This window comes from Herbaspirillum hiltneri N3 (assembly GCF_001267925.1).
Lineage (GTDB): Bacteria > Pseudomonadota > Gammaproteobacteria > Burkholderiales > Burkholderiaceae_D > Herbaspirillum > Herbaspirillum hiltneri.
On record NZ_CP011409.1, the window covers coordinates 2,533,833 to 2,548,619 of the forward strand.

Here is a 14,787-nt window from a genome sequence, read left to right on the forward strand (position 1 = left end):
AACTGTTACATACCTTACCTTAATCATCTTATACCATCCGGCCGGGCAAACTACACTGGCTCCATTGATGAAGCACTTTGTCGATGGCTTGGAAATGTGGAAAAATGCCGCTATGAATATTGCCGTAACTAAGAGGATAGGTATTGCTGCAGTCATGCTTGCGTTGAGCACTGCCGGCGCGCTGGCGCGCCCTCCTGAAGGACCGCGCGGCGGGCCGGGGCAGTCGGCCGATTTCCGTCATCAGGGCGGCAATAATTTCGGCAACGGAGGCAATCGGCCTCAGCAGCAAGAGCAGGATGCCAACCAGCGCCGCGGCAAGCTGAGCCCCGACGAACGGCGTGAGCTGCGCCGCCAGATCGACGAGGCCGGACAGGATATTTATCGCGTCAAGCGCTGACGACGCGACATGGAAGACAACAAAAAGCCCGGGCTTTCCAGTCCGGGCTTTTTCATGGGCGAGGCATTTCCGGGAGCAGGTGCTGTAGCGCGGTCAGGTCTGATGGGCGCGTTCCAGTTTCTTCTCCAGCCGATGCTGCAAGGCTTCGAAGCAGATGCTCAGGAACCAGTACACCATCGCTGCCGCGATATACAAAGGCAGCGGACGGAAGGTCACTGCGATGATTTCCTTGGTCGACAGCATCAGTTCGGTCACGGTGATGACCGACACCAGCGAAGTGTCCTTGATCAGGCTGATCAGGGTGTTGCTCATCGAGGGCACGGCGATGCGAACCGCTTGCGGCACCACGACGTAGCGCAGCGTTTGCGGATAGGTCAGGCCGAGGCTGTAACTGGCGCTCCACTGGCCGCGGGTGACGCCGAGGATGGCGCCGCGCAGGCTCTCCGACAAATACGCGCCGGCATTCAGGCTCAGCGTCAGTACACCCGCCATGAGCGGCGAGAATTCGATGCCGACGCTGGGCAGGCCGTAATAGACCACGAAAATCTGCACCAGCAGGGGCGTGCCGCGCATCAGGCTGACGTAGACCGCTGCCGGCCAGTGCACGAACTTCCACGGCACGATGCGCGCCACCGCCAGCACGAAACCGAGCACCAGCCCGCCCAGCATCGAGGACAACGCGAACAGCAGGGTATAGCCGGCGCCTCTGAGCATGATCGGCGCCGCCTGGTGCAGCAAATCCCAAATTTCCATTTTGTCGGCAAATAAAAATATCCCCGCAACAGTGCGGGGATATCGGTTTTAAAGTGAATCCGGAGCTTATTGTGCGGTCGGCGGCTTGCTCACGTCAATGCCGAACCATTTTATCGACACCTGCTTGAAGCTGCCGTCTTTCAGGATATCGGCCAGGGCTTTGTTCAGCGCTGCCTTGAATTGCGGATTGCCCTTCTGGAAGGGGATACCGATCTTGTCGACGGCGCCGATCGGCGAACCGCCCTTGAGCGGCAGGTTCGAGGACTTCAGCAGGTAACTGACCAGCAGGCTGTCGTTGAGTGCGGCGTCGATGCGGCCGCTGGCCAGATCGGCCAGGTACTCAGGCGAGCCCGGATAAGTCTTGACGTCGATGCCGGGGACGGACTTGGCCTTCTGTTCGAAGTTGGTGCCCTGGCCCAGGCCAAGTTTCTTGCCCTTCAGGTCTTCCAGGCTCTTGAATTCGCGCTTCTCGTCCTTGCGCACGATCAGCTGTGCGCTCGACAGGGTGTACGGATCGGAGAAGTCGAACGCCTTCTGGCGCTCGTCCGTGATGCCGACCTGATTGATGATGACGTCATACTTGCCGGCACCCAGGCCTGCCAGGATACCGCTCCACTCGGTGGTGGTGAATTCAGGCTTGAGGCCCAGCTTGGCGGCCAGCAACTTGGCGACGTCGACTTCAAAACCGGTCAGTTCACTGGTCTTCGGGTCCTTGAAATTGAACGGCGGATAGTTGCCTTCCAGCGCTACCTTCAGCGTGCCGCGCGCCTTGACCGTGTCGAGCAGGTCGGCTGCATGGGCGCCGACAGTGGCGCTGGCTGTAACGGCAAGTAGCAGGCCGGCCAGCAAGGGGGACAATTTGCGGAATTGAGCGAATGCCATGTCTGTTCCTTTGATAATCTGTATTGATCGGTGGAAACCCGATATGCGAGCAGCTTAATCGTTTTTCAATCTTAGCCCAAAGACATCTACGTAAGAAGTTTATATGGAGAGGCTGGATAAAGACGATCTGGCGTCGCGTTTCTCCGCGTCTTCAGCAGACCCTTCAGGCGACCAGCTGTTCCAGCGCTTCCTGCTGCCCCAGCCAGTCTTCTTCCAGTTGTTCCAGTTCCTTGCTGCAATAGGCCTGGTCGGCGATCAGCTTCTTCAGTTCTTCCTTGTTGGCGGCGTCGTAGATATCGGGCGCCGCAAGGCGGGCGTCGATGGCGGTCTTCTTTTCATTGCATTTGGCAATCTGTTCTTCCAGGCGCTTGATGCGCGATTCGATCGGCTTTTTCAAGCCAGCGAGGCGCTGGCGTTCGCCGGCGTCGAGACGCTTTTGTTCGCGCCGGTCGCCGGCAGGCGCTGCGGCCACGACCGGTTCCGCCGCTTTCCGCTCGACCTTCGGTTCGGCTTTCGGCTTCGCCGCAGCAGCTTGGGCCGCTTCCGTTGCGCTGTTCTTGGCGGCCAGCTTGGTCTTGAACAGCCAATCGCGGTAATCGTCGAGATCGCCGTCGAAGGGTTGCAGCTTGCCGTCGGCGACGATCAGGAACTGGTCGGTGGTGGCGCGCAGCAGATGTCTATCATGGGAGACCAAAACGAGCGTGCCCTCGAATTGCGCCAGCGCCATGGTCAGCGCTTCCCGCGTTTCCAGGTCCAGATGGTTGGTCGGTTCATCGAGCAGCAGCAGGTTGGGGCGTTGCCAGACGATCAGCGCGAGCGCGAGGCGCGCCTTTTCACCGCCGGAAAACGGCGCGATGCTCGACGATGCCATGTTGCCGTTGAAGTTGAAGCTGCCGAGGAAGTTGCGCAGTTCCTGCTCGCGCACGTCCGGCGCGATGCGCGCCAGATGCCATAGCGGCGATTCGTCGTGACGCAGCATTTCGACCTGATGCTGGGCGAAGTAACCGATGACCAGGCCCTTGCCGAACTGGGCAGTGCCGGCGATCGGCGACAGCTCGTTGGCGATGGTCTTGATCAGCGTCGATTTGCCGGCGCCGTTGACGCCGAGCAGGCCGATGCGCTGGCCGGTCTGCAGCGAGAAGTCGATGCCGCCGACGATCACTTTCTCGGTGGTTTCGTAGGTTTCAGGATCTTCGCTGCGATAGCCGGCGTTGACCTTTTCCATCACCAGCAATGGATTCGGCGCCGACAACGGTTCGCGGAATTCAAATGAAAACTCGGCGGCAGCGCGCAAGGGCGCCAGCTCTTCCATCTTCGCCAGCGCCTTCATGCGGCTTTGGGCTTGCCTTGCCTTGCTTGCCTTCGCCTTGAAGCGATCGATGAACGAGTGCAAATGCGCGCGCTGGCGCATCTGCTTCTCGATCATGCCGGCCGCGAGTTCGAGTTGGGCGGCGCGCTGGCGTTCGAAGGCGGAGTAGTTGCCGGAATAGCGTTTCAGCTTGCGCTCGTCGATATGCACGATCACGTTGACCACGCCGTCGAGGAAGTCGCGATCATGGGAAATGATGATCAGGGTGCCTGCATAGCGTTTGAGCCAGTCTTCCAGCCAGATGATGGCGTCCAGATCCAGGTGATTGGTCGGTTCATCGAGCAGCAGCAAATCGGACGGACACATCAGCGCCTGCGCCAGATTCAGGCGCATGCGCCAGCCGCCGGAAAAACTTGCCACCGGACGCTCCATCTGCTCCAGCGTGAAGCCCAGGCCGAGCAACAGTTGCTCGGCGCGCGAACGCACCGTGTAGACATCGGCGTCGGCCAGGGCGCCGTACAGTTCAGCGATGCGGATGCCGTTTTCGGCGCTTTCCGGTTCGGCTTCGGCGGCGGCCAGCTGGGCTTCCAGGCGACGCAAGGCGACGTCGCCGTCAATCGCGTATTCGACCGCGGGACGCTCGAGCGCCGGGGTCTCCTGGGCGACGTAGGCAACGCGCCATTTGGCCGGATAGTCGATGTTGCCCTGGTCGGCATGCAGTTCGCCGCGCAACATGGCGAACAGGCTGGATTTGCCGGCGCCGTTGGCGCCGATGAGGCCGATCTTGTCGCCCGGGTTGAGCGTGACGTCGACATTCTCCAGCAAGGGTTTAACGCCGCGGGCCAGGGTAACTTGCTGAAAACGAATCATCGTGAAACTGCAATCAAAGAAGAAAAAATCAGGTTGGAACGAAGTGGAGAAACGGGGCCTGAAGCGGCAGATCAGGCCAGATGCTGCAATTGATCCGCCGTCAGCAGGAACACCATGTCGTCACCGGCGCTGGTCGTGACCCAGGTCAATTCGAGGTCGGGGAAGGCGGCTTCGGCATAGGCGCGTTCGTTGCCGATTTCGACGATCAGCACGCCGTTCGGCGTCAGGCGCTGGGCTGCGCCCTTGACGATCTTGCGCACCAGGTCCATGCCGTCCTTGCCGCCGGCCAGCGCGATCTGCGGCTCCTGCAGGTATTCCTGCGGCAGCTTGCTCATGGAGTCCGAATTGACGTAGGGCGGATTGCTGATGATCAGGTCGTACTTGCGTGCGGGCAGTTTGGCATAGAGATCGGACTCGACCAGGTTGATGCGATCCCCCAGGTCGTAGTCGTCGACGTTGCGGCGCGCCACTTGCAGCGCTTCCGGTGAAATGTCGACAGCTTCGACGCGCGCCTGCGGGAAGGCATCGGCCATCAGGATAGGCAGGCAGCCGGAGCCGGTGCACAGGTCGAGGATGTTCTCGACTTGCGCAGGATCCTGCACCCACGGCGAAAAGTGTTCCGGAATCAGTTCTGCGATGAACGAACGCGGCACGATCACGCGTTCATCGACGAAGAAGCGATAGCCGCCCAGCCAGGCCTCGTTGGTGATGTAGGCGGCCGGCACGCGGTCTTCGGTACGGCGCATGATCACGCGCAGCAGATTGTCGATTTCGCCTTGCAGCAGGCGCGCATCGAGGAAAGGCTCGAGCTGGTCCAGCGGCAGCTTGAGCGTGTGCAGGATCAGGTAGGCGGCTTCATCGAAGGCGTTGTTGGTGCCGTGGCCGAAGAACAGCTTCTCGGTATTGAAGCTGGTGATGGCGTAGCGCAGGATGTCGCGCACGGTGGCGAAATTGTTTGGCGTCATGATCGATATTCTCGGTCTGTACATAATGAATAGGGCTAGGCTGGCTGGATACGCTGCGGAACTACAGCAACAGGTTTTCCATGGTGCGGCGATAAATGTTTTTCAGCGGATCGATGTAGCGCACCTCGATGTATTCGTCGATCTTGTGGATGCTGTCGTTGGGCGGCCCGAACTCGATGACCTGCGGGCAGATCTGCGCGATGAAGCGTCCGTCGGAGGTGCCGCCGGTGGTCGACAGTTCTGTATCGATGCCGGTCTCGGCCTTGATTGCCAGCGACAATGCGTCGCTCAGATTGCCGCGCGGCGTCAGGAACGGCAGGCCGCCGACGGTCCATTTCAGGTCGTAATCGAAGCCGTGCTTGTCGAGGATCGCATGCACGCGCTGTTGCAGGCCTTCAACCGTGCTGGCGGTCGAGAAACGGAAATTGAAGTCGATGACGACGTCGCCCGGGATCACGTTCGATGCCCCGGTGCCGCCGTGGATGTTCGACATCTGCCACGAAGTCGGCAGATAGTATTCGTTGCCGGCGTCCCATTTCTCTGCGACGAGTTCGGCCAGCGCCGGCGCCGCCAGGTGGATCGGGTTTTTCGCCAGTTGAGGATAGGCGATATGGCCCTGGATGCCCTTGACGGTGAGCTTGCCGGACATGGTGCCGCGGCGGCCGTTCTTGATCATGTCGCCCAGTTGCTTCGCCGATGTCGGTTCGCCGACGATGCAGTAGTCCAGCTGCTCGCCGCGCGCCTTGAGCTGGTTGCAGACGATCACGGTGCCGTCGGTGGCCGGACCTTCTTCGTCGCTGGTGATCAGGAAGCCGATCGAGCCCTTGTGATCGGGATGCGCGACGACGAACTCCTCGACGGCGACAACCATCGCCGCAATCGAGGTCTTCATGTCGGAGGCGCCGCGGCCGAACAGTTTGCCGTCGCGCTGCGTCGGCACGAACGGCGGCGATTGCCACTTGTCGGCCGGGCCGGTCGGCACCACGTCGGTGTGCCCGGCAAAGGCCAGCAGCGGCTGCGCCGTACCCTTGCGTGCCCACAGGTTGGTGACGTCGCCGGACTGGATGGTTTCGCAGACGAAACCGAGCGGCGCCAGCAGTTCAGCCAGGCGCGCCTGGCAGCCCTTGTCTTCCGGCGTCACGGAGGAGAGGGCAATCAGTTCCTGGGTCAGGGCAAGGGTTTTGCTCATGATGGATTCTTGAAATCAGTTCTTGAAAATCTGTTGATAAAGGTCTGCGGTAAAACCGACGTGCGTCGGTGCGCTGCCGGTCTCCAGCACCGGACGCTTGACGATGGACGGCAACTCGACGATGAGCGCGGTGGCGCTGGCGTTGTCGGTGATGCCGGCCTTGCGTTCCTCGGGCAGGCCGCGCCAGGTCGTGCCTTTGCGATTGATCAGCGTGTCCCAGGGGATGTCCTTGAGCCAGGTCTTCACCAGGCCGGCATCGAGACCGGCTTTCTTGAAATCGTGGAAGGTGTACGCAACGCCGTTGGCATCGAGCCAGGTGCGCGCCTTCTTGACCGTGTCGCAATTGGGAATGCCGTAGAGAGTGACTTGCTTGCTCATGAAATCAACATCCTGTTTTACAAAAAGTGAAGGCCGGCGTCATGCATGCCGGCCATATCTCTTGGTTTGCTGCAAACGAAATTGCCGGCACGCGCCGGCAATTCGTGGCGCCGTGATGCGGCTTAAGCGCCGCGCAGCAGTTCGTTGATCGACGTCTTCGAACGGGTTTGCGCATCGACCTTCTTGACGATGATCGCAGCGTACAGGCTGTACTTGCCGTCCTTCGACGGCAGATTGCCCGGCACCACGACGGAGCCGGCAGGCACGCGGCCGTAATGCACTTCGCCGGTTTCGCGATCGTAAATCTTGGTCGACTGGCCAATGTACACGCCCATCGACAGCACTGAGTTTTCTTCGATGATCACGCCTTCGACGACTTCCGAACGGGCGCCGATGAAGCAGTTGTCTTCGATGATGACCGGACCGGCTTGCACAGGCTCGAGCACGCCGCCGATGCCGACGCCGCCGGACAGGTGGACGTTCTTGCCGATCTGTGCGGCGGAACCGACGGTGGCCCATGTATCGACCATTGCGCCTTCATCGACATAAGCGCCGATGTTGACGTAGGACGGCATCAGCACGACGTTCTTGCCGATGAAGGAGCCGTGACGCGCAACGGCAGGCGGCACCACGCGGAAGCCGCCCTTGGCGAAATCTTCAGCGGTGTAGTTGGCGAACTTGGTCGGGACCTTGTCGTAGAACTGCGGATAGCCGGGAATGCCGGAGCCGACCGGGACGTTGTCTTCCAGGCGGAACGACAGCAGGATGGCTTTCTTGACCCATTGGTTGACTTGCCATTGGCCGACGCTTTGGCGATCGGCCACGCGCAGGGTGCCTTCATTCAGGCCGGCGATGACTTCCGCCACGGCGTTGCGGATATCGGCAGGTGCAGTCTTCGGCGACAGGCTGGCGCGGTCTTCCCACGCCTGATCGATGATTTGCTGGATAGATTGGGTCATCTTGTTTTATCTAGGTTGAAAATGAATAAAAACCGAGGCTCGCTGCGTCAATGCGTCCATGCTTTATGCGGAACCTCGGGTGGCGGCAGATCCGGAAGAAACTCAGGCAGCCGCCAGCTTGCGTGTGAAAGCGACAATGCGTTGCGCCGCTTCCAGGCATTCTTCCACTTCGGCGACCAGCGCCATGCGGATGCGTTGCTGGCCCGGATTGACGCCGTCGGCTTCGCGCGCCAGGTAACTGCCGGGCAATACCGTGACATTATATTCGGCATAGAGGCGCTTGGCGTATTCCGTATCGGTGATCGAGGCCAGTTTATCGACCTTTGCCCACAGATAGAAGCCGGCATCCGGCAGGGATACATCCAGCACTTCCTGCAGCAGCGGCGTCACCTGGCTGAATTTTTTGATGTATTTGGCGCGGTTTTCCTGCACATGGGTCTCGTCGTTCCAGGCGGCAATCGAGGCGTTCTGGATGGATGGGCTCATGGCGCCGCCGTGATAGGTGCGGTACAGCAGGAATTTCTTCAGGATCGCGGCGTCGCCGGCGACGAAGCCCGAGCGCATGCCGGGAACGTTGGAGCGCTTCGACAGGCTGGAGAAAGCAATCAGTCGATCATAGCCGCGGCCCAGCTTGTGGGCGGCTTCGAGGCCGCCCAGCGGGGCTTCTTCCTTGAAATAGATTTCCGAATAGCATTCATCGGAGGCGATCACGAAGCCGTAGCGATCGGACAGTTCAAACAGTTTCTTCCAGTCATCGAGCGACAGCACGGCGCCGGTCGGGTTGCCCGGCGAGCACAGGAACAGCAGCTTGACGCGCGGCCAGACATCGGCCGGAACCTGGCTGAAGTCTGGCGCGAAATTGCGCGCCGGATCGGAGTTGACGAAATAAGGCTGCGCACCCGACAAATAGGCCGAGCCTTCATAAATTTGATAGAACGGATTCGGACAGATCACCAGCGCATCTTTTTGCGATGGATCGACCACGGTTTGCGTCAGCGAGAACAGGGCTTCGCGCGAACCGTTGACCGGCAGCACCTGCGTGGCCGGATCGATTTTCGGCAAGCCGTAGCGGCGCTCCAGCCAGCCGGCGATAGCGCTGCGCAGCGCTTCCGAGCCGATCGTGGTGGGATAGGTCGCCAAGCCGGCCAGGTTGTCGGTCAGCGCTTGTTTGATGAACGCCGGCGTCGGATGCTTGGGTTCTCCGATACCGAGGCTGATGTGGCGATAGTCGGGATTGGGCGTGACGTCGGAAAACAGGTTCTTCAGTTTTTCGAAGGGGTAGGGCTGCAGCTTGTCGAGTAATGGGTTCACGATGGATTCACGGAGGCGCGTAGCTAGGGGTGGGATAGGGCGACATTATACTGAACAAGCGGCAGGTGGTCCGGACCTTTGGCGCTGACCGCGCCGGTGCTGTGGCAGTGCAGCAAATCGAACAATCGAAGGCGGGAAACCGCGCTATTCGCGTGATGTGCTTGCCGCGAAGTAAGTTATCGTGCGCAGTTCAAGAATAAATCTCCCCACATCTGGAACGAACGGAGTTGCAAGTATGAAAACATTAAGAGCGAAATTGCTGCTGGCGCTGGTCGTCATGTGGATCGGCCTGCTGGTGCTGGCGGCATGGTCGGCGCTCAACACCCGGCAAAACATGATCAACGAGCGCGAGGCCGGCCTCAAGCGCGTCGTTGAAACCGCCGAAGGCATCCTCAAAAGTTATGCAGCCGAAGTCGCCGCCGGCAAGACCACATTGGCAGATGCCCAGAAGCAGGCGCTGGAACGCATCGCCGCGATGCGTTACGACAACGACAACTACATCTTCGTCTTCGACTCCAAGCCGGTGGTGCTGATGCATCCGACCAACAAGAGCGTGGTCGGCAAGAATGTCGGCGATCGCAAGGACAGCGACGGCAAGCTGTACTACGTCGAAATGGTCAAGGTCGGCAAGGCGCAGCAGCGCGGCTACGTCAATTACATGGGGCGCCTGCCGGGCGCCGACGACACCAACCGCACGCAGAAAGTCAGCTACCTGATCTACTACCAGCCGTGGGACTGGCTGCTGGTGTCGGGCGTTTTCCTCAATGACGTGGAAAGCGATTTCTACAAGAACCTGCTGAAGCTGGCGGGCATCCTGATCGTGATCGGCGTTGCGGTATCCGCGATGATGCTGGCGATCATCCGCAACATCACGCGCAGCCTCGGCGGCGAACCGGCGTATGCGGTCGGCGTGGCGTCGCGCATTGCGTCCGGCGACCTGACCATGGCGATCAAGACGCGGGCGGGAGACAAGACTAGCCTGCTGTATGAAATGAGCGTGATGCGCGAGCGATTGTCGTCGGTGATCGGCGGCATCCGCACCGGCACCGATTCCATCGACACCGGCGCCAAGGAAATCGCCGCCGGCAACATGGATCTGTCCTCGCGCACCGAACAGCAGGCGGCGTCGCTGGAGGAAACCGCGTCCAGCATGGAAGAACTTACCTCGACCGTGAAGCAGAACGCCGACAATGCGCGCCAGGCAGGCCAGCTGGCCAACACGGCATCCGACATCGCGCGCCGCGGCGGCGACGTGGTCGGGCAGGTGGTCGACACCATGCAAGGCATCACGGAAAGCTCGCGCAAGATCGCCGACATCATCGGCGTGATCGACGGTATCGCGTTCCAGACGAATATCCTCGCTTTGAATGCGGCGGTGGAGGCCGCGCGGGCCGGTGAGCAGGGCCGCGGCTTCGCGGTGGTGGCTTCCGAAGTGCGCAGCCTGGCGCAGCGCAGCGCGCAGGCCGCCAAGGAAATCAAGCACCTGATCGACGATTCGGTAACGCGCGTCGACAGCGGGTCGGAGCTGGTGCAGCGCGCCGGACAGACCATGGGCGAAGTGGTCGACGCGGTCCAGCGCGTGACCGACATCATGGGTGAAATCTCCTCGGCGACCGAAGAGCAAAGCAGCGGCATCGGCCAGATCAATCTGGCGATTACGCAAATGGATCAGGCCACGCAGCAGAACGCTGCGCTGGTGGAGCAGGCTGCGGCTGCAGCCGGTTCGCTGGAAGAGCAGGCGCGCCGCCTCAAGGATGCCGTGGCGTTCTTCCAGGCTGAAAGTGTTGCCGCTACTGCCGTTGCAGCGGCGCCGGTCGTTCGCGCCGCCGCGCCTGCGTCTGCGCCGCGGGTCGCGCCGAAAGCTCCCGCCGCCGCGCCGCGCAAGGCGGCAGCTGGCCTGCCTGCTGCGCCGAAATCCGCGCCCGCCAAGTCGTCCCCGGCGGATGACGGCGATTGGGAAACCTTTTAAGAACCCGTTCCGATCCTTGGCGAGGAGTCGTTCGCCGATGGCCCGTGGTGCGGAGCCAAATTGAGAGGGGTTTCAGGTCGCCGCGATAAACGGCTTGTCCGAGCAATCGGGCAGGCCGTTTGTTTTGGCGGCAACGGCGATTCCTTTTGCAAGCCGTGAATTGAGCGGTTTTCCCTCTCGGAATGTTATGATACCGGGCTATTGCGGGCGAATTTGCCTGCCTCCGTCAAACTCTGTGAAATTGTAGATAACGTGCGCTTAAATTCCATTAAATTGTCAGGATTCAAGTCTTTCGTCGATCCGATGAATTTCCAGGTGCCGGGACAGCTGGTGGGCGTGGTGGGTCCCAACGGTTGCGGCAAATCCAACATCATTGACGCCGTGCGCTGGGTGCTGGGTGAATCGAAAGCCTCCGAACTGCGCGGCGAGTCCATGCAGGACGTCATTTTCAACGGCTCCACCAACCGCAAGCCGGCCGGGCGCGCTTCCGTCGAACTGGTGTTCGACAACGCCATGGGCAAGGCTGCGGGCCAATGGGGCCAATACGCCGAAATCGCCGTCAAGCGCACGCTCACGCGCGACGGCACCTCCTCGTACTACATCAACAACCAGGCGGTGCGCCGCCGCGACATCCAGGACATCTTCCTCGGCACCGGCCTCGGCCCGCGCGCTTACGCGATCATCGGCCAGGGCATGATTTCGCGCATCATTGAAGCGCGCCCGGAAGAGCTGCGCATCTTCCTCGAAGAAGCTGCCGGCGTGTCGAAGTACAAAGAACGCCGCCGCGAAACCGAAAACCGCCTGCACGACACGCGCGAGAACCTCACCCGCCTGGAAGACATCCTGCGCGAGCTCAACACCAATCTCGAAAAGCTGGAAGCGCAGGCCGCCGTCGCCAAGAAGTTCAACGAACTCACCAGCGACCAGGAAGAGAAGCAAAAGCTTCTGTGGCTGTTGCGCAAGAACGAAGCCAAGGCCGAGCAGGAAAAATTCTTCCGCGAAATCGAACGCGCGCAAATCGATCTGGAAGAACAGACCGCCAAGCTGCGCCACGTCGAGGCCGAGCTGGAACACATGCGCCAGGCCCATTACGGCGCCGGCGATCGCCTGCATACGGCGCAAGGCCATCTGTACCAGACCAACTCCGAAATCGGCAGCCTGGAAGCGCAGATCAAGTTCGTCATCGAGTCGCGCAACCGGCTGCAATCGCAACTCAATTCGCTCACTGCGCAGCGCGACCAGTGGCAACGCCAGGGCACGCAGCACCAGGACGATTTGGCGGAAGCCGAGATCCAGCTTGAAGAGCAGGGCATGCGCGTCGAGCAGGCGCAGCAAGCTGTGCAGGACGGCAACGACAAGGTGCCGACGCTGGAGCAGGCATGGCGCGAAGCGCAGCTCAAGACGACCGAATCGCGCGGCAAGATCATGCAGATCCAGCAGCAGATCGAACTGGAGTCGGCGCATCAACGCAATGCCTCCAACATCCTGTCCGGCCTGGCGGTGCGCCGGGAACGCCTGGCGCAGGAAAAGAGCGGCCTGAACATGCCCGACGACGCGCACTTGTCCAACCTCAAGTTGCAGCTGGAAGAAAAGCAAGCCGCGCTGGAAGAAGCATCCATGTACCTCGAAGAGGCGCAGGAACAGCAGCCGAAGCTGGAAGAAGAACGCCGCACCGCGCAGGAACTGGTCAGCAAGGAAACCTCCGACCTGGCGCAGCTGGAAGCGCGCCAGTCGGCCCTCAAGCAATTGCAGGAAAGCGTGCAGACCCAGGGCAAGGTACAGCCGTGGCTGGAAAAGCATGAATTGGCCAACCTGCCGCGCCTGTGGCAGAAGCTGCATATCGACGCCGGTTGGGAAACCTCGCTGGAGTCGGTGTTGCGCGAGCGCATGTCGGCGCTGGAAGTGTCGAACCTCGACTGGGCCAAGGCCTTCTTCAACGATGCGCCGCCGGCCAAGCTGGCGCTGTTCGCGCCGAACCCGGCAGCCGCTCCCGCCGAGCCGGCACCGAACGGACTCAAGCCATTCATCAATCTGCTGCAACTCAACGATCCGGGTTTGCGCTCACTGATGCAGGACTGGCTGCACAACGTCTTTATTGCCGACGACACCGCCAGCGCGTTCGTCGATCGCAGCAAGCTGCCGGCCGGCGCTTGCTTCGTGACCAAGCAAGGCCACGTGGTGAGCCAGTCGAGCGTGCGTTTCTATGCTTCCGATTCGGAGCAGGACGGCATGCTGGCGCGCCAGCAGGAAATCGAAAACCTGACCAAGCAGCAGCGCGCCCAATACATGCTGGCTGAAGAAGCCAAATCGCGCGCGGTGCGCGCCGACGCCGCCATGACCGCCGCCACCCAGCGTCTGCAGGAATTGCGCCAGCGCGTCGCCGGCCTGACCCAGGCGGTGCACAGCCTGCAGATCGAAGTGATGAAGCTGTCGGAAGTGCAGGAGCGCTTCAATCAGCGCAGCACGCAGATCGTCGCCGACCTCGCCGAAATCGAAATGCAGGAAGTCGAGCAGCAACAGATCAAGGCCGAATCCGAGGCCAAGTTCGAGCAGCTCGACATCGAGCTGGCCGAGCTGCAGGAGTCGCACGAAAACGGCCAGACCGATTACCTCAGCAAGGAACAGCAACTCAACGATGCGCGCCAGCGCCTGCGCGAACTGGAACGCGCCGCGCAGGAAGCCGAGTTCTCCGAGAAGTCGCAACGCAACAAGATCGACGAACTCAAGCGCAGCATCGCCACTGCGCTGGAGCAGGCCGCGCAATTGTTTGCCAGCATGCAACAGGGCAGCCTGGAACTGGAAAGCCTCGACGACCAGGCCGCGCAAGCCGGTTTGCAGTCCTTGCTGGACAAGCGCACCGACCAGGAGCGTGCGCTGGCCGACGCCCGTCACGAACTCGACCAGCTGTCGCAACAGTTGCGCCATCACGAAGAAGCGCGCTTGCAAGCCGAGCGCAGCCTGCAGCCGCAGCGCGATCGCATCACCGAACTGCAACTGAAGGAACAGGCCGCGCGCCTGAATCAGGAGCAGTTCACTGAAGCGCTGGCCAACACCCAGGCCGACGAAGCGGCGCTGGCCGAGAAGCTGACCGACGACATGCGTCCTTCCTACCTGCAAGGCGAAGTGACCCGTCTGACCAATGCGATCGCCGCCCTGGGCGCAGTCAATCTGGCCGCGCTGGATGAACTGGCGACTGCCTCCGAGCGCAAGAATTTCCTCGATGCACAGTACGTCGACCTCAACGAAGCGATCACCACCTTGCAGGACGCCATCCACAAGATCGACATCGAAACCCGCGGCTTGCTGCAGGACACTTTCGACAAGGTCAACGGCCACTTTGCAGAACTGTTCCCGATCCTGTTCGGCGGCGGCCAGGCAAGGCTGACCATGACCGGCGACGAGATCCTCGATTCCGGCGTGCAAGTCATGGCGCAACCGCCGGGAAAGAAGAACGCCACGATTCACCTGTTGTCCGGCGGCGAAAAAGCGCTGACCGCGACCGCGCTGGTGTTCTCGATGTTCCAGCTGAACCCTGCGCCGTTCTGCCTGCTGGACGAAGTGGATGCGCCGCTCGACGATGCCAACACCGAGCGCTTCTGCAATATGGTCAAGCGCATGTCGTCGAACACCCAGTTCCTGTTCATCTCGCATAACAAGATCGCGATGGAAATGGCCAACCAGCTGATCGGCGTGACCATGCAGGAGCAGGGCGTGTCGCGTATCGTGGCGGTCGACATGGAAGCGGCGGCCAACTTCACGTCGGAGGTGCAGGCGGCTTAGGCCGTCCGGCGTTTGCATGCCGTGC

11 protein-coding genes are annotated in these 14,787 nt (G+C 61.1%); 3 read left to right on the forward strand and 8 right to left on the reverse strand.

Translation table 11 applies throughout. The annotated features are described in order from the left end of the window. Positions 1-67: 67 nt before the first annotated feature. Entirely contained in the window at positions 68-397 is a 330-nt protein-coding gene (locus F506_RS11550) for a hypothetical protein (protein ID WP_235471135.1), read from the forward strand. A gap of 93 nt (positions 398-490) precedes the next feature. On the opposite strand, the gene F506_RS11555 is transcribed toward F506_RS11550, so the two are convergent. The 8 genes from F506_RS11555 to dapC form a co-directional block, all read right to left on the reverse strand. After that, positions 491-1,150 (reverse strand): amino acid ABC transporter permease, encoded by a 660-nt coding sequence (locus F506_RS11555; RefSeq protein WP_053197591.1) that lies wholly within the window; start codon positions 1,148-1,150, stop codon positions 491-493. A gap of 66 nt (positions 1,151-1,216) precedes the next feature. Beyond that, entirely contained in the window at positions 1,217-2,032 is an 816-nt protein-coding gene (locus F506_RS11560; RefSeq protein ID WP_053197593.1) for a cystine ABC transporter substrate-binding protein, read from the reverse strand. A gap of 163 nt (positions 2,033-2,195) precedes the next feature. Continuing rightward, a complete protein-coding gene (locus F506_RS11565) occupies positions 2,196-4,211 on the reverse strand; it encodes an ATP-binding cassette domain-containing protein (RefSeq protein WP_053197595.1) in 2,016 nt (671 codons plus the stop codon). A 71-nt stretch (positions 4,212-4,282) separates the two neighbouring features. Continuing rightward, entirely contained in the window at positions 4,283-5,176 is an 894-nt protein-coding gene (gene prmB, locus F506_RS11570) for a 50S ribosomal protein L3 N(5)-glutamine methyltransferase (protein WP_053197597.1), read from the reverse strand. A 61-nt stretch (positions 5,177-5,237) separates the two neighbouring features. Then, positions 5,238-6,365, reverse strand: a complete 1,128-nt coding sequence (gene dapE / locus F506_RS11575) for a succinyl-diaminopimelate desuccinylase (protein ID WP_053197599.1) — start codon at positions 6,363-6,365, stop codon at positions 5,238-5,240. 15 nt (positions 6,366-6,380) lie between these two features. Then, positions 6,381-6,743 (reverse strand): ArsC family reductase, encoded by a 363-nt coding sequence (locus tag F506_RS11580; RefSeq protein WP_053197601.1) that lies wholly within the window; start codon positions 6,741-6,743, stop codon positions 6,381-6,383. Positions 6,744-6,865: 122 nt separating this feature from the next. Further along, the gene (gene dapD / locus F506_RS11585; RefSeq protein ID WP_007875794.1) at positions 6,866-7,702 is read right to left on the reverse strand and encodes a 2,3,4,5-tetrahydropyridine-2,6-dicarboxylate N-succinyltransferase; all 837 of its coding nucleotides are present in this window, start codon (positions 7,700-7,702) and stop codon (positions 6,866-6,868) included. Between the two features lie 102 nt (positions 7,703-7,804). Next, a complete protein-coding gene (dapC, locus tag F506_RS11590) occupies positions 7,805-9,013 on the reverse strand; it encodes a succinyldiaminopimelate transaminase (RefSeq protein WP_053197603.1) in 1,209 nt (402 codons plus the stop codon). Positions 9,014-9,248: 235 nt separating this feature from the next. Here dapC and F506_RS11595 point away from each other — a divergent pair, with 235 nt between their 5' ends. Together F506_RS11595 and smc are read left to right on the forward strand one after the other, a co-directional pair. Continuing rightward, positions 9,249-10,982, forward strand: a complete 1,734-nt coding sequence (locus F506_RS11595) for a methyl-accepting chemotaxis protein (protein ID WP_053197605.1) — start codon at positions 9,249-9,251, stop codon at positions 10,980-10,982. A gap of 252 nt (positions 10,983-11,234) precedes the next feature. Then, positions 11,235-14,762, forward strand: coding sequence for a chromosome segregation protein SMC (gene smc / locus F506_RS11600; RefSeq protein ID WP_083458260.1), 3,528 nt, complete (start codon positions 11,235-11,237; stop codon positions 14,760-14,762). The last annotated feature ends 25 nt before the right edge of the window (positions 14,763-14,787 follow it).